Source organism: Streptomyces sp. NPDC004667 (genome assembly GCF_040609475.1).
Classification (GTDB): domain Bacteria; phylum Actinomycetota; class Actinomycetes; order Streptomycetales; family Streptomycetaceae; genus Streptomyces.
This window is the reverse complement of the sequence record NZ_JBEXKC010000006.1, coordinates 25,654-41,089: the sequence shown is the minus strand read 5'-3', so window position 1 is coordinate 41,089 and position 15,436 is coordinate 25,654. Positions and strand designations below refer to the sequence as shown.

7 protein-coding genes are annotated in these 15,436 nt (G+C 75.3%); 2 read left to right on the top strand and 5 right to left on the bottom strand.

The annotated features are described in order from the left end of the window. Window positions 1-6: 6 nt before the first annotated feature. Window positions 7-1,194: a protein-L-isoaspartate(D-aspartate) O-methyltransferase gene (locus ABZW32_RS05165; RefSeq protein WP_356211333.1), complete on the top strand. Its 1,188-nt coding sequence runs from the start codon at window positions 7-9 to the stop codon at window positions 1,192-1,194. A gap of 46 nt (window positions 1,195-1,240) precedes the next feature. Here the strand turns inward: ABZW32_RS05165 and nudC are convergent, their stop codons facing one another. From nudC to ABZW32_RS05140, 5 genes are all read right to left on the bottom strand, one after another. Continuing rightward, window positions 1,241-2,182 (bottom strand): NAD(+) diphosphatase, encoded by a 942-nt coding sequence (gene nudC / locus ABZW32_RS05160; RefSeq protein ID WP_356211330.1) that lies wholly within the window; start codon window positions 2,180-2,182, stop codon window positions 1,241-1,243. Window positions 2,183-2,276: 94 nt separating this feature from the next. Continuing rightward, entirely contained in the window at window positions 2,277-3,686 is a 1,410-nt protein-coding gene (locus ABZW32_RS05155) for a dipeptidase (protein WP_356211328.1), read from the bottom strand. A gap of 10 nt (window positions 3,687-3,696) precedes the next feature. After that, window positions 3,697-7,725, bottom strand: coding sequence for a UvrD-helicase domain-containing protein (locus tag ABZW32_RS05150; RefSeq protein WP_356211612.1), 4,029 nt, complete (start codon window positions 7,723-7,725; stop codon window positions 3,697-3,699). Between the two features lie 52 nt (window positions 7,726-7,777). Further along, complete coding sequence (locus tag ABZW32_RS05145) at window positions 7,778-11,653, bottom strand: UvrD-helicase domain-containing protein (protein WP_356211326.1); 3,876 nt, start codon at window positions 11,651-11,653, stop codon at window positions 7,778-7,780. 237 nt (window positions 11,654-11,890) lie between these two features. Next, window positions 11,891-12,247, bottom strand: a complete 357-nt coding sequence (locus tag ABZW32_RS05140) for an MGMT family protein (RefSeq protein ID WP_356211324.1) — start codon at window positions 12,245-12,247, stop codon at window positions 11,891-11,893. 365 nt (window positions 12,248-12,612) lie between these two features. Here ABZW32_RS05140 and ABZW32_RS05135 point away from each other — a divergent pair, with 365 nt between their 5' ends. After that, complete coding sequence (locus ABZW32_RS05135; protein ID WP_356211610.1) at window positions 12,613-15,333, top strand: lysylphosphatidylglycerol synthase transmembrane domain-containing protein; 2,721 nt, start codon at window positions 12,613-12,615, stop codon at window positions 15,331-15,333. Window positions 15,334-15,436 lie beyond the last annotated feature (103 nt).

Sequence of the window (15,436 nt, the reverse complement as noted above, 5' to 3'; positions counted from 1 at the left end):
GGGTACATGACCGCGCGCAAAGAGGAGGTGGGCCCTCAGGGGCTCGCCTCCGCGCTCGTCGCATCGGGCGCCTTGCGGTCGGACTGGCTGCCTGCGTTCCACGCAGTTCCTCGGGACATGTTCGTACCGGCACGGATCTGGCCGGGCATCGCCGCAGGCACCCGGCAGAACGCTGTGGTGGACCTCGATAGGGACCCGGACGCGTGGTTCACCGCTGTCTACTCCGACGTCCCTCTTACGACTCAGTGGGATGACGGCAAGCACACCGGAGACGAGGTGGGGACCACCCCCACCAGTTCCAGCTCCCAGCCGCACATGGTCTTCTCGATGCTGGGTGATCTCGGCGTCGAGGACGCGAGGGCCACGGGGAGCGCCTGCAGGGCGATGGAGATCGGCGCCGGAACGGGTTGGAACGCGGGTCTCCTGTCCCACCGCCTCGGCTCCGAGAACGTCGTCTCGATCGAGTACGACCCCGAGGTGGCCGAGGGCGCGGTCAGAAGCCTGCGGGAGGCCGGCCTGTCCCCTACGGTGATCGTGGGAGACGGCAGGCTCGGCCACCCGGAAGGAGCCCCGTACGACAGGGTCGTCGCCACCTGCTCGGTCGGCCGGATCCCCTACGCCTGGGTGGAGCAGACCGTGCCCGGCGGGATCATCGTCGCCCCGTGGGGAACCGGGTACGGCGGGGAGGCGATCGCTCGGCTCGTCGTCGGGGAGGACGGTACGGCCGGCGGGCACTTCACCCGCTCGTCCGCCTTCATGCGCCTACGGCAGCAGCGCGCCGACCGGCCGCCGCACGACGCCTACCTCAAGGGTCGGGAGTGGCCCGCGGACGGCACCAAGAGCACCACGACGCTTTCCCCGGCGGACATCGACGGGTGGATCGAACAGTTCGCGATCAGCCTGCGGGTACCGGGCACCTTCTGGTCCGTGGAGCCGGACGACGACGGATCCCACGTCGTGTGGTTCTACAGCGACGACACGCGGTCGTGGGCGTCCGTCGACTACGAGCCCGGCGTGAGCGAATACCTCGTGGTCCAGTCGGGGCCGCGCCGGCTGTGGGACGAGACGGAAGCCGCCTACCGGTGGTGGGAGGAGCAGGACCGGCCGGACTTCCGGCGATTCGGACTCACCGTCGGGCCTGACGCCCAGACTGCCTGGCTGGACCGGCCCGACAACCCCGTCCGAGCTCTATGAGGGGCGAGGCCGGGCCCGCTTCCCCGGGGGAAGCGGGCCCGGGCCGTCAGAGGGTCGTGGCCGGCTTCGGGAGGGGTTGGCCGTACCAGAGTTCGACCAGGCGGGCCGCGATGGAGATGCCCGACGGCGGCAGGACCTCGCCGGTCTCGATCGCGGCGCGCAGGTCGTCCCGGGAGAACCAGCGGGCCTCCTGGATCTCCTCGCCGTCGACCGTGATCTCGGAGCTGACGGCCCGGGCGGTGAAGCCCAGCATCAGGCTGTACGGGAACGGCCAGGGCTGGCTGGCGACGTACTCGACCGTGCCGACCTTGACGCCCGCCTCCTCCCACACCTCGCGGATCACCGACTGCTCGATGGACTCCCCGGGCTCGACGAAGCCCGCCAGCGTCGAGAAGCGGCCCTCGGGCCAGTGGACCTGGCGGCCGAGGAGGGCGCGGTCCTGCTCGTCCGTGACCAGCATGATCACGGCCGGGTCGGTGCGCGGGTAGTGCTCGGCGCCGCAGCCCGGGCAACGGCGGATGTGCCCGGCGGCCGCGACCACCGTGCGCTCGCCGCAGCGGGAGCAGAAACGGTGCATGCGCTGCCAGTTCTCCAGCGCCACCGCGTGGACCATCAGCCCGGCGTCGCGCGGGCACAGCAGCAGCCCGGCCTCGCGCAGTCCGGCCGGGCGGGCGGACTGGTCCATGCGGCCCGGCAGGGAGTCCTTCTGGAGCGCGAAGTACCGTACGCCGTCCTCGTCCGTCCCCAGGAAGTACCGGTGGGTCTCGGTGACCGGGGCCTCGAAGGCCGGGGTCATCACGATGGCGGTGCCGCCGTCGGGGGTGTCGTCGATCAGGACCTGGCCGCCGGAGACGACGAAGACGCGGGTCGTCGGGTGGCTCCAGGCGGCGGCGAGCCACGCCTCGTCGAGGCGGTGGTGCGCGGCGCGGTCGATTCCGCTGGGCGCGGCGAGCGAGATCGGGCGCTCGGGCTCGGTATGGGTGCTCACAGGTACTTCCAACTCCCCCGGTGTGTGGGACAAGGCAGGCTGCTCGGGTGGCGGTGCCGCGCGTGCGGTGCGTGCGGCGGGTGTGGCGGGTGTGTCAGGTGGTTGCGGGCTTCCAGTGCTCGGCGAGGTCGCCCCACAGGTAGGCGGTGGTCTCCACTCCCTTGAGGAGGAGGTCGAGCTCGACCTTCTCGTTCGGGGAGTGCCAGCCGTCGGACGGCACGGAGATCCCGAGGAAGAGGACGGGGGCGTCCAGCACGTCCTGGAGGTCGGCCGCCGGGCCCGAACCGCCCTCGCGGGTGAAGCGGACCCGCTGCCCGAAGGCCCGGCCCATGGCGCGGACGACGGACTGGAGCGCCGGGTGGTCCAGCGGGGTCAGGCAGGGGCGGGTGGGCGCGCCGAAGGTGATCGAGTGCCGGATGCCGGCGGGGACGCGGGCCGCGACCCACTCCCGGACGGCCGCCTCGACCTCGTACGGGTCCTGCCCCGAGACCAGGCGGAACGACAGCTTCAGGTGCGCCGAGGCGGGCACGATGGTCTTGCCGCCGGGGCCCTGGTAGCCGCCGCCGATGCCGTTGACCTCGGCGGTCGGGCGGGCCCAGACGCGCTCCAGGGTGGAGTACCCGGCCTCGCCGGCGGCCGCGTGGGACTTGGCCGTACGGAGCCACTCGGCCTCGTCGAAGGGCAGCTCGGCGATCAGCGCGCGCTCGGTGTCGGTGAGCTCGGCGATGCCGTCGTAGAAGCCCGGGATCGTGACCCGGTCGTCCTCGTCGTGCAGGGCCGCGACCAGGCGGGCGGCGGCGGTGGCCGGGTTGGGCACGGCACCGCCGAAGGCGCCCGAGTGGATGTCCTGGTCGGGGCCGTGGAAGTCGATCTCGCAGTCGGCGACGCCGCGCATGCCGGTGCAGACGGTGGGGGTGGTCTCGGACCACATGCCGGTGTCGGAGACGATCACGACGTCCGCGGCGAGGCGCTCGGCGCGCTCCTCGACGAGGGCGCGGAAGTTCGGGGAGCCGGACTCCTCCTCGCCCTCGATCAGCAGCTTGAGGTGGACCGCGGGGGCCGCGGCGCCGGTGGCGGCGAGGTGGGCGCGCACGCCGAGGGTGTGGAAGAAGACCTGGCCCTTGTCGTCGGCCGCGCCGCGGCCGTACATGCGGCCGTCGCGGACCACCGGCTCGAAGGGCTCGGTGTGCCAGCCGTCCGCGAGGGCGGCGGGCTGGACGTCGTGGTGGCCGTAGACGAGGACGGTCGGGGCCGACGGGTCCTCGCTGGGCCACTCCGCGAAGACCGCGGGCGCGCCGGGGGTAGGCCAGATCTCGGTGACCGGGAAGCCGGTCTCCTTGAGCTTCGCCGCGAGCCATTCCGCGCTGCGGCGCACGTCGCCCGCGTGCTCGGGCTGGGCCGAGACGGACGGGATGCGCAGCCACTCGGCGAGGTCGTCGAGGAAGGCCGTGCGGTGGGTGTCGATGTACGTGCGGACGACGCTGTCCGGCTGGGTTTCGCTCATGGCCCCGAGCCTATCCGTCCGCCTGAGCGTCACCGTCCGTGCCCGTTTCGCCTTGGAGGATCCGCTCAAGGCGGGCCCGTCCGGGCAGGTCACGGGGGCGGATGACGCGGCCGCTGCGGACGTGGAGGAAGGCGGCGGCGACCCGGTCGAGGGGAGTGCCGGTGGCTTCCGCCCAGGCGAGGCGGTACACGGCGAGCTGGAGGGGGTCGGCCTGGGTGGTGCGGCCGGTCTTCCAGTCGACGACCTCGTACGAGCCGTCGGGGTTCTTGTACACGGCGTCGATCCGGCCGCGGATCACCCGGCCGGCGAGCGTGAGCTGCACCGGGGCCTCCATCCGGTACGGCGTCCGCTCGGCGTACTCGCTGCGCTCGAAGGCGGCCTTGAGGGCGTCGAGGTCGGCCTCGTCGGCGACGTCCTGGTCGGAGCCGGGCAGCTCGGTGGCGGGGTCGAGGAGGTCGAGGAGCGGCAGGGGCAGCTCCTCGAAGCGGGACTCCACCCAGGCGTGGAAGCGGGTGCCCTGGCGGGCGGCCGGCTGCGGAGGCCTGGGCATGGGGCGTGCGAGATCGCGTACGAAGCCCTGCTCGTCGGCGGCCAGGCGCATGAGCTGGCTCGCGGACAGGGCGGAGGGCAACTCGACGTCGCGGACGGCCGCCCGTGCGCGGCGGAGCTCGCCTTCGAGGGCGTCGAGATCGCGGTCCCAGGAGGCGATGGCGCGGGCCTCTTCGGGGGTCGGGGGCCGGGTTCCCTCCGGGTGGTGCGGGGCGGCGGGCCCGCGGCGGGGCGCGGGCAGGCGTGCGGGTGCCCCGGCGGGCCGCGCGTCCTCCCCGGCCCAGAGGCCGTCGGGCCCGTCGGTCGGCGCCGGCCGGGGCTCGTCGCCGTCGGCGGGGCCGGCCGGTGGGGGAAGCTCCGCCGCCGGGCGCACACGGGCCCCGGGCACGCCGGCCCAGGGGTCCTCGGCGTCGGGGTGGGCGGCCTGCCGGTACTCCCCCGCGTCCGGGGCTGCACCCGAGCCCGCGCGGGCCCCGGGCACGGCGGAGCCGGGCACACCGGCCCAGGGCTCGGCGGCCCAGGGGTCCTCCGCGTCGGCGGGACCGGCCGGGGCGACGGCACCGTCGGCCCGGAGCCCGTCCGACGGGGACGGCGTGGCGCCGCCGGCCCAGGGCTCCGCAGCCCAAGGATCCTCCGCGTCCACGGAGCCGGCCGGGACGACGGCACCGCCGGCCCGGACCCCCTCGGGCGCGGACCGCGTGGCGTCGCCGGGCCAGGGGGCGTCGTACCAGGCGTCGGCGGCGGCGCCCCGCGGGGCCTCGGGGCGCCCTCGGCCGGGGGCACCGGCCGGGGTCCCCGGCCGGGGAGCCCCGTCGGACGGACCCGCCCACGGATCGGCGTCGTCCGGCGGGCCCTCCCAGGGCTCGGAGCCCTCCGGCGGGGCGGCCCAGGGCTCGGCGTCGTAGGACGGTTCCTCGCAGTGCGGGGGCCACACGTAGGCCTCCGGCTCGGGCTCGGGGCCGGGGCCGGTGGCCCGGGTGAGGTGGGACTCGACCAGGGCCGCCGCCTCGCGGCGCAGGGTCAGGGAGGCGGGGTCCAGGGGCAGGGGCCAGGAGTGGTCGGGGGCGGAGGCGGTGGCCAGGGCCGGGTTCTCCGCGTCCTCGGCGGGCTCGTCCGCCCAGGTCTCGATCTCCCCGAACCCGGCCTCGCAGTGCGCGCGCAGGGCGTCCAGGAACGCCGAGGGGCCGCGGCGGCGCTTCTGCGTCGGGCCCCACCAGTGGCCGGAGGCCAGCAGCAGGGAGCGCGGCCGGGTGAAGGTGACGTACCCGAGGCGGAGCTCCTCGGTCTGCTTGTGGGTCTTGAGGGCGGCCTTGAAGGACTTCAGGCCTGCCGAGGTCCACTCCGGGTCGGCGGGAAGGGTGGGGGCGTCGCCGCGCAGCCCGTACGGGAGGACCTTCGCGTACGAGGTCCAGGCCTCCGGCGGCTTCTCCTTCGGGAAGGAGCCGGCGCACAGGTCGGGGACGACGACCACGTCCCACTCCAGCCCCTTGGACTTGTGGGCGGTCAGCACCTTGACGGTGTTCTCCCCGCCCGGCAGGGCGTGGTCCAGGCCCTTCTCGTACTGGGCGGCCGTGCGCAGGAAGCCCAGGAAGGCCAGGAGGGTCGCCTCCCCGTCGAGCGCGGCGAAGCCGGCGGCGACGTCCATGAAGTTCGACAGGGTCTCGCGGCGGCGGGCGGCGAGCGCGTGCGGGGACGCGGAGAGCTCGACCTCCAGGCCGGTGGTGGCCAGCACCCGGTGCAGTACGTCCATCAGCGGGTCCGCGAGCGAACGCCGCAGGTCGCGCAGCTCCTGGGCGAGGTGCGCGAAGCGCACCCGGGCGGCGGCGGAGAAGGGCAGGTCGTCGGGGGCGGACTGGCCGGCGCCGTCGAGGAAGGTCTCCAGCGCGTCGGCCAGGGAGACGATCTCCGCCGGGTCCACGCCCTCGACCGCCGCCGCGAGCCGCCCGTCGGGGCCGTCGGCGGCGGTGGCGCGGGCCACCAGCTGCCGGGCCCGGCGGCCGAGCAGGGCGAGGTCGCGGGCGCCGATGCGCCAGCGCGGGCCGATGAGGAGCCGGACGAGGGCGGCGTTGGCCCCCGGGTCCTGGAGCACCTCGCACACCGAGACCAGGTCGGCGACCTCGGGGAGGTGGAGGAGCCCGGACAGGCCCACGACCTCCACCGGCACGTCACGGGCCACCAGCACGACCTGGATCCGCGCGAAGTCGGCGGCGGAACGGCACAGCACCGCGATCTCGCCCGGTTCGGTCCCCGTCCGCACCAGGTGGGCGACGGAGTCCGCGAGCCACTCCAGCTCCTCGGCGTGCGTCTCCAGCAGGGCGCAACGCACCACGCCGTCGCGTTCGGCGCCGGGGGCGGGGCGCAGCGCCTCGACGCCCTCGTGCATCGCGCGCAGCGGGGCGGCGAGGCCGTTGGCCAGGTCGAGGAGGCGGCCTCCGCTGCGCCGGTTCTCGCTGAGGGAGAGCCGGGTGGCGGGGGTGCCGTCGGCGTGCGGGAAGTGGGCGGGGAAGTCGTCGAGGTTGGCGACGGAGGCGCCGCGCCAGCCGTAGATGGCCTGGCAGGGGTCGCCCACGGCGGTCACCGCGTGCCCGGTGCCCCCGCCGAAGAGCCCGGAGAGCAGCAGGCGCTGGGCGACGGAGGTGTCCTGGTACTCGTCGAGGAGGACCACGCGGAACTCCTCGCGCAGCAGGGCGCCGACCTCGGGGCGGGTGGTGGCGAGCCGGGCGGAGAGGGCTATCTGGTCGCCGAAGTCGAAGAGGTCGCGGGAGCGTTTGGCCGCGCGGTAGCGGGCGACCAGTTCGAGCAGCTCCAGGCGGCCGCGGACGGCCTCGGGGACCTTGCGCAGGTCCTCGTTGGTCAGTCGGACGCCGACGAGGGAGTCGAGCAGTTCCGTGTCGTACGCGCGCAGCCCGTCCGGCTCGACGAGGTGCTCGGAGAGTTCCCCGTCGAGCGCGAGGAGGTCGCTGACCAGGTCGGGGACGGATTTGGTGAGGGAGGGGTAGGGGCCGGGGGCCTCGCGGATCACCTTCGCGGCGAGCTGGAAGCGGGTGGCGTCGGCGAGGAGGCGGGCGCTGGGCTCCAGTCCGATGCGCAGGCCGTGGTCCTTCAGGAGCTGGCCGGCGAACGCGTGGTAGGTGGAGATCCGCGGCTCGCCGCCGGCCGATTCGGCCTCGGCCGGGGAGGGGTCCGGGTCGGTGACGCCGGCCCGGGCGAGGGCCTTGCGGACGCGTTCGGCGAGCTCGCCGGCGGCCTTGTTGGTGAAGGTGAGGCCGAGGACCTGCTCGGGGGCGACCGCTCCGGTGCCGACGAGCCAGACCACGCGGGCCGCCATGACGGTGGTCTTGCCGGAGCCGGCTCCGGCGACGATCACCTGGGGGGCGGGCGGGGCGGTGACGCAGGCCAGCTGTTCGGGCGTGAAGGGGATCCCGAGGAGCTCCTTGAGCTGCTCGGGATCGGTGAGTGCGGGCGCGCGCCCGGACCCGTACGCGGTCACGGCGGTCACCTCGAAAGGCTAGCCGCCGCCACCGACATCGCGGTCCGGCGTCTCATTCGACGGTCTGCCGGCCCTCGGGACGGGCACTGCACGCGCTGCGGAAGGAGCAGCGCGTGCAGTGTTCGCCGGTGGCCGGGGCGAAGCGTTCGTCCAGGACCCGGCCGGCGGCGGTGGCGAGCAGGTCGCCGACCCAGGCGCCGGACGGGCCGTCGTCGAGGGGCTGCTGTGCCTGGATCTTCGGGACCTCGTCGCCGCCCTCCTTCTTCGCGGCGCCCTGGCGCAGCTGGACGAGTTCGGCGCCGCCGGTCCCGGGGCGCAGGCCGTCGAAGACCTCGTCGACGGCGCCCTCGCGGACGGCGAGCTGGTAGACGGCGAGCTGGGGGTGGCGGGCGACCTCGTCCCTGGTGGGCGCGCCCTTGCCGGTCTTGAAGTCGACGACGTAGGCGCGGCCCTGCGGGTCGGCCTCGACGCGGTCCATGGAGCCGCGGATGCGGACGGCGTACTCGCCGGCGTCGAGGGTGACGTCGAAGTCGTGCTCGGTGGCCACGGGGGCGCGGCCGGCGCGGTCGGTGGTGTGCCAGCGCAGGAAGCGTTCGAGGGCGGCGCGGGCGTTGTCCTTCTCCTGGCGGGACTTCCAGGGGGCGTCGAAGGCGAGGGCGTCCCAGACGGAGTCGAGGCGTTCCATCAGGACGGCGAGGTCGGCGGGGGTGCGGCCGGAGGCGACCTCGTCGGCGAGGACGTGGACGACGTTGCCGAAGCCCTGGGCGGCGGTGGAGGGGGCGTCGGCCTTGACCTCGCGGCCCAGGAACCACTGGAGGGAGCAGGTGTTGGCGAGCTGGTCCAGGGCGCTGCCGGACAGGGCCACGGGACGGTCGCGGTCGCGCAGGGGCACGGCGGAGGCGGTGGGTTCGTACAGGCCCCACCAGCGCTGGGGGTGCGCGGCGGGCACCAGGGGGCGGTCCTCGTCGTCGGTGAGCGCGGCGAGGCGGGCGAGGCGGCGGGCGGCGGCGTCGCGCAGGGCGGGCGAGGCGTCGGGGTCGACGGTGGTGGCGCGCAGTTCCGCGACGAGGGCCGGGACGGCGAGGGGGCGGCGGGGGCGGCCGGTGACGTCCTTGGGGGTGACGCCGAGTTCGGTGAGGAAGCGGGAGGGCTGGTCGCCGTCCTCGGCCGGGGCCTTGACGGCGGTGACGACGAGGCGGTGGCGGGCGCGGGTGGCGGCGACGTAGAACAGCCGGCGTTCCTCGGCGAGGAGGGCGCCGGGGGTGAGGGGTTCGGCGAGGCCGTCGGCTCCGATGCGGTCGGCTTCGAGGAGGGAGCCGCGGCGGCGCAGGTCGGGCCAGAGGCCCTCCTGGACGCCGGCGACCACGACGAGGCCCCACTCCAGGCCCTTGGAGCGGTGTGCGGTCATCAGGCGTACGGCGTCGGTGCGGACGGCGCGGGTGGTGAGGGTGTCGGCGGCGATGTCCTCGGCTTCGAGCTGTTCGAGGAAGTTGAGGGCGCCGCGGCCGCCGGTGCGTTCCTCGGCGCGGGCGGCGTTGTCGAAGAGGGCGCAGACGGCGTCGAGGTCGCGGTCGGCGTTGCGGCCGGAGGCGCCGCCGCGGCGGGCGCGGCGTTCCAGGCGCTGCGGCCAGGGGGTGCCGTCCCACAGGGTCCACAGAGCCTCTTCGGCGGTGCCGCCGCCCTGGAGGAGCTCGCGGGCCTTGCGCAGGAGCAGGCCAAGGCGCTGCGCTCCGCGGGCGTACGCGGGGTCGTGCGCGGTGAGCCGTTCGGGCTCGGCGAGGGCGCGGGCGAGGAGTACGTCGGAGGGTGCGGGGACGGTGACCCCGGCGGCCCGCTCCTCGTCGCGCAGGGCCCGGCCGAGGCGGCGCAGGTCGGCGGCGTCCATCCCGCCGAGCGGGGAGGAGAGCAGCTCGATGGCGGCCTCGACCCCGACCCATCCGTCGCCTCCGGCGGTTCCGGCGGCGTCGGGGCCGGCGCCGGCGCCGGGCGCCGACTCCGCGTCGGGGGTGTCGGCCGGCTCCGCCAGGGAGCCGGGCGCCGACCGCGGGTCTTCGGTGGCTCCGGCCGGCATGACGTCGGGGGCGTCCGTTCCGGGCACGGGTGCTGCCGGGAGCGGCGCCGCGCCCGTGCGGGCGCCGGCCCGGGCGTGGGGAACCGTGGCCCCGGCGGGGGCGGCGTCCGCCCCTGGAGCCCCCTCGGTCGAAACCACACCGTCCGTGCCGGAACCCGGCCGCACCGCCGCGGTCGCGTCCGCCTCGGCGGGGCCCGCCAGGGCGCCGGGATCGGACGGCTCGGCGGGGTTGCCCGGCTCGGCCGGATCGGCGGGACCTGTCGGCCCGGCGGAATCCGCCGACACGGCAGGTCCGGCCGGCACGGCGAGGTCCGCCGACACGGCAGAGCCGGACGACACGGCGGTACCCGACAGCACGGCGGGATCGGCCACCTCGGCAAGGTTGGCCGGCCCGGCCGGATCGGCGGGACCTGTCGGCCCGGCGGAATCCGCCGTCACGGCGGGATCGGACGCCACGGCGGGATCCGACGCCCCGGCCGGGCCCGGCAGGGCGGGCGCGGGCGGGGGTGGGGTCTGGGAGGCCGTTGCCGTGATGCGGAGGGCCGTCAGGAGCGGGGCGACGGCCGGTTCGTGGCGGAGGGGGGTCGCCGAGGCGTCCGTCTCCGCGGGGACGCCCGCCGCGATCAGGGCACGGCGCATCGCCGGGAGCGTGCGGCCTCCGGAGCGGACCAGGACGGCCATGTCCCGCCAGGGCACGCCGTCCTCCAGGTGGGCCCGGCGCAGGATGTCGGCGATGTTGTCGAGCTCGGAGCCGGCCGTCGGGTACGTGTACACCTCCACCCGGCCGCCCTCCCGTACCGGCTCCAGCGCCCGGTGGGCCCGTACGGCGGCGGCGGGCAGGCGCGGGACGGCCATGCGGGTGGTGAGCAGCCGGGTGGCGGCCAGCAGGGCGGAGCCGGAGCGGCGGCCGACGGTCAGCGCGCGCACGGCCGCGCCCGGGAAGGAGGTCTCGAAGCCGAGGATGTTGTTGAGGTCGGCGCCCCGGAAGGCGTAGATCGACTGGTCGGGGTCGCCGAAGGCGACCAGGGTCCCGCCCGGACCGTTCAGGGCGCGCAGCAGCCGCAGCTGGGAGGCGTCCGTGTCCTGGTACTCGTCCACGAGGATCACGTCGTAGGCGCCGGACAGCGCCGGGGTGGTCTCGGCCAGCAGGACGGCCCGGTGGAGGAGCTCCGCGTAGTCCAGCGCCCCCTGGAGGTCGAGCACGTCGAGGTACTCGGAGAGGAAGGCCGCGGCCGCCTTCCAGTCGGGGCGGCCGATCCGCTCGGCGAAGGCGGCCAGGGCGCGGGGGCCGAGGCCCAGCTCGCGGGCGCGGGCCAGGACGGCGCGCACCTCGTCGGCGAACCCGCGGGTGGTCAGCGCGGCCCGCAGGTCGTCCGGCCAGCGGATGGAGCGGAGCCGGCGCTGGCCCTCCAGCAGGGTGCGGACCATCACGTCCTGCTCCGGACCGGAGAGCAGCCGCAGCGGGTCCGCGAACAGTTCGTGGTCCTGGTGGGCGCGGACCAGTCCGTAGCAGAAGGAGTGGAAGGTGGTGGCCTGCGGGGCGCGGGCGCCGCCGAGCCGCAGGGCCGCGCGGTCGCGCAGTTCCACTGCGGCCTTGCGGCTGAAGGTGAGGATGAGGATGCGGGCGGGGTCGACCCCCGCCTCGACCCGGGCGGCGGCCGCCTCGATCAGGGTGGTGGTCTTGCCGGTGCCCGGTCCGGCGAGGACCAGCAGGGGGCCGCGGGTGTGATCAACCACCGCGCGCTGCGCTGCGTCCAGGACAGGAGGAGCCACCTGTTCCGGCCCGGTGCGCACCAGCCGGTACGCGTCAGGGGTCCGCGTACGCCGCTCTGAGCGGTCGGAAGGAGAGGTGATCACGTGGGGTGCCGGTCCTGGTGGGTCTGCGGTCGCCGCGGTTGCCGCGCTGGCGGTGTCGGGGTCGGTGCGGGCGGCGGCCGTGGTGGCCGTCGCGCGCGCCGAAGAGGCAACGCTACGCCAACCGCGCGGGCCGCCGCAGTCCGTCCCGGCGGGGCGGAACGTCGCCCCGGAGGCCTTCCGGGTCGTCCCCCGTACGCGCCTTCGAGCCTGTGCCGGTGCGCGGCATGGCCGAAGCTGTCAGGTGTGAGCCTCGTCGCCTCCGTCCGTCTCGTCGCGCCCGTCCCAGCGGGCCCGCCGCATCGCGAGCCGCGGCTCGCCGGAGGGGGTCTCGCGCAGCGGAGTACCCTCGGTCCGGTAGTGCTCCAGGGCCCGCCGCTCGCTGCCGGGCAGGGGTACGCCGTCCGCCCGCACCACGCGCCACCAGGGCACGGCTCCTCCGTACAGGGCCATGACGCGGCCGACTTGGCGGGGTCCGCCCTCGCCGAGCCACTCCGCGACGTCCCCGTAGGTCATCACCCGGCCGGGCGGAATCCGCTCGGCCACCTCCAGCACCCGCTCCGCGTACGCGGGAAGCTCTTCGCTCATTCGGGACATGGTGCCGGACGGCACGGACACCTCGGCGGAAGGTCTCCTTCCGAACCGGCGCGCACCCTGGTGCCCCCTTCGACCGCCGGTCCGTGCCACCATCTTCCGGGCGGTGACTGGTGATACGTGATCAAGAAGAGACGGATGTGACGGCTAAGGAGCAGGGTGTGAGCCCTCCGGACGGTGCGACGAGAGACGAGGGCGCGCGGCCGGAAAACGGCGCGCCCGCGGACTCCGGCGCGCCCGCGGAAGGCGACGCGCGCCCTGACGCGCCCCTCCCCGACGTGCCCCCCGACGTGCCCTTCCCCGACGCGGCGCTCCCGGAGCCCACGCGCCCGGAACCCGTGCGCCCCGGGCAGCCGCGCTCCGGCCCCGTGCAGGAGGCACCCAAGGCGCCCCAGGCCCCCGAGGCACCCGAGGCACCCGAGGTTTCCAAGGCGCCCCAGGCGCCCCAGGCACCCGAGGTGCCCGTCTGCGATCCGCACCCCGACGACCCGCCCGGTCACACCCCGACGGCGGCCGACCGGGTCGAGGTCGACGAGCCGCTGCTCGCCGCGCGCGTGCACCGGCCCTCCGACCTCGTACGGCTCCTCGTCGGCGTCCTCGGCATCGCCGTCGTCCTGTGCATCGCCGCCTTCGCCCACGGCACCACGGCGGGCCTGGAGCAGGACATCAGCGCCGGCACGGGCCAGGCACCCGATCTGCTGATCAAGGTCGCCGGGCTGGTGTCCTCCATCGCCGTCCTCCTGGTGCCCGTCGCCTTCGCCATCGAGCGGCTGATCAAACGCGACGGGCTGCGCATCGCGGACGGCGTGCTCGCCGCGGTCCTCGCGCACGGCGTCACCCTCGCCACCGACCTGTGGGTGTCCCAGGCCGCCCCCGGGACCATCCAGGAGGCGCTGACCCGCACCACCGGCACCACCGGCACCCTCACCGACCCGGTGCACGGCTACCTCGCGCCCGTGATCGCGTACATGACCGCCGTCGGGATGACGCGCCGGCCCCGCTGGCGGGTGGCGCTGTGGGTGGTCCTGCTCCTGGACGCCTTCGCCATGCTGGTCGGCGGGTACACGACACCGTTCTCGATCATCCTGACGGTACTGATCGGCTGGAGCGTCGCGTACGGCACCCTGTACGCGGTCGGCTCCCCGAACGTCCGCCCGACCGGGCAGAACCTCCTCGCGGGCCTGCGCCGCGTCGGCTTCCAGCCGGTCAGCGCGATGCGCGCCGAGGCTCCCGAGGGGGAGGGCGCGGAGGCCAACGACCGGGGCCGCCGCTACCACGTCACGCTGGAGGACGGGCCGCCGCTGGACGTCACCGTCGTGGACCGCGAGCAGCAGGCGCACGGCTTCTTCTACCGGGTGTGGCGCCGGATGACCCTGCGCGGGATCACCACCCGGCGCAGCCTGCAGTCCCTGCGCCAGGCCCTGGAGCAGGAGGCACTGCTCGCCTACGCGGCCATCGCGGCCGGGGCCAACGCCCCCCGTCTGATCGCCACCTCCGAGCTCGGCCCCGACGCCGTGATGCTGGTCTACGAGCACCTGGGCGGCCGGACCCTCGACGCGCTGCCGGACGAGGAGATCACCGACGACCTGAGCCGCAACGCGTGGGAGCAGGTGCGGGCGCTCCAGTCGCGCCGGATCGCGCACCGCCGGCTCACCGGGGACGCGCTGGTGGTGGATCGTTCCGGCAACGTCATCCTCACCGACCTGCGGGGCGGCGAGATCGCGGCCGGCGACGTGGTGCTCCGCATGGACATCGCCCAGCTGCTCACCACCCTCGGCCTGCGGGTCGGCGCCGAGCGCTCGGTGGCCTCGGCGGTGTCGGTGCTGGGCCCGGACGCGGTGGCGGACTGTCTGCCGCTGCTCCAGCCGATCGCCCTGAGCCGCTCCACCCGGGCCACCCTGCGCCGGCTGGCCCGCGAGCGGGCCGACCGGCAGCGCGAGGCCGTACTGGAGTCCTCGCGGGTGGCGAAGGCGGCCCGCGAGGCACAGGCCGCGGCGGGCGCGGGGGATGCCGCCGCCAGCGCGGCCGCCGACCGCAAGGCGGAGAAGCGGGCCCTGGACGACGCCCTCGAAGGGGCGCGCGAGGAGGACCTGCTCAGCCAGATCCGCCGGCAGGTCCTGCTGATCCGCCCGCAGGCCCCGGTAGAGCCGGCCCGGCTGGAACGGATCCGTCCGCGCACCCTGGTGTCCTTCATCGCCGGCGCGTTCGGTGCGTACTTCCTGCTCACTCAGCTGGCCCACGTGGACTTCGCGACCATCGTCGAGCAGGCGCAGTGGAGCTGGGTCGGGGCGGCGCTCGCCTTCTCGGCGCTCAGCTACTTCGCGGCGGCGATGAGCCTGCTGGGCTTCGTACCGGAACGGGTGCCCTTCCTGCGGACGGTGCTCGCGCAGGTGGCGGGGTCCTTCGTGAAGCTGGTCGCCCCGGCGGCGGTCGGCGGTGTCGCGCTGAACACCCGCTTCCTGCAGCGGGCCGGCATCCGCCCCGGCCTGGCCGTGGCCAGCGTCGGCGCCTCCCAGCTCTTCGGCCTGGCCAGCCACATCCTCCTGCTGCTGTCCTTCGGCTATCTGACCGGCACCGAGAAGACTCCCGAGATGACCCCCTCCCGGACGGTCATCGCGGGCCTGCTCACGGTCGCCGTGCTGGTCCTCGTCGTCACGGCGGTCCCCTTCCTGCGGAAGTTCGTCGTCACCCGGGTACGGGCCCTGTTCGCGGGTGTCGTCCCGCGCATGCTGGACGTGCTCCAGCGCCCGCAGAAGCTGATGACCGGCATCGGCGGCATGCTGCTGCTGACCGGCTGCTTCGTGATGTGCCTGGACGCCTCGATCCGCGCCTTCGGCGGCGGGGAGGCCATCAGCTACGCGAGCATCGCGGTGGTCTTCCTCGCGGGCAACGCCCTGGGCTCGGCGGCCCCGACCCCGGGCGGCATCGGAGCGGTGGAGACGACCCTGACGCTGGGTCTGATCGCGGCGGGCCTGGAGAAGGAGGTCGCCATCTCGGCGGTCCTGCTCTTCCGCCTGATGACCTTCTGGCTGCCGGTCCTCCCGGGCTGGATCTCGTTCAACTTCCTGACCCGCAAGGAATCGATCTAGCTCCGCCGGCCCCTCGGGGACCCGGCCGACGAAGGCCCCGCCAGGACGCCCCCGGTGTCCCGGCGGGGCCTTCCCGTCCGCCGGGCGGAGCCCCGGGCTCTGG

Coding starts and splice junctions, on each gene's coding strand:
- ABZW32_RS05140 (WP_356211324.1), bottom strand. CDS start 12,247: ATGTCCCGAATGAGCGAAGAGCTTCCCGCGTACGCGGAGCGGGTGCTG.
- ABZW32_RS05165 (WP_356211333.1), top strand. CDS start 7: ATGACCGCGCGCAAAGAGGAGGTGGGCCCTCAGGGGCTCGCCTCCGCG.
- ABZW32_RS05155 (WP_356211328.1), bottom strand. CDS start 3,686: ATGAGCGAAACCCAGCCGGACAGCGTCGTCCGCACGTACATCGACACC.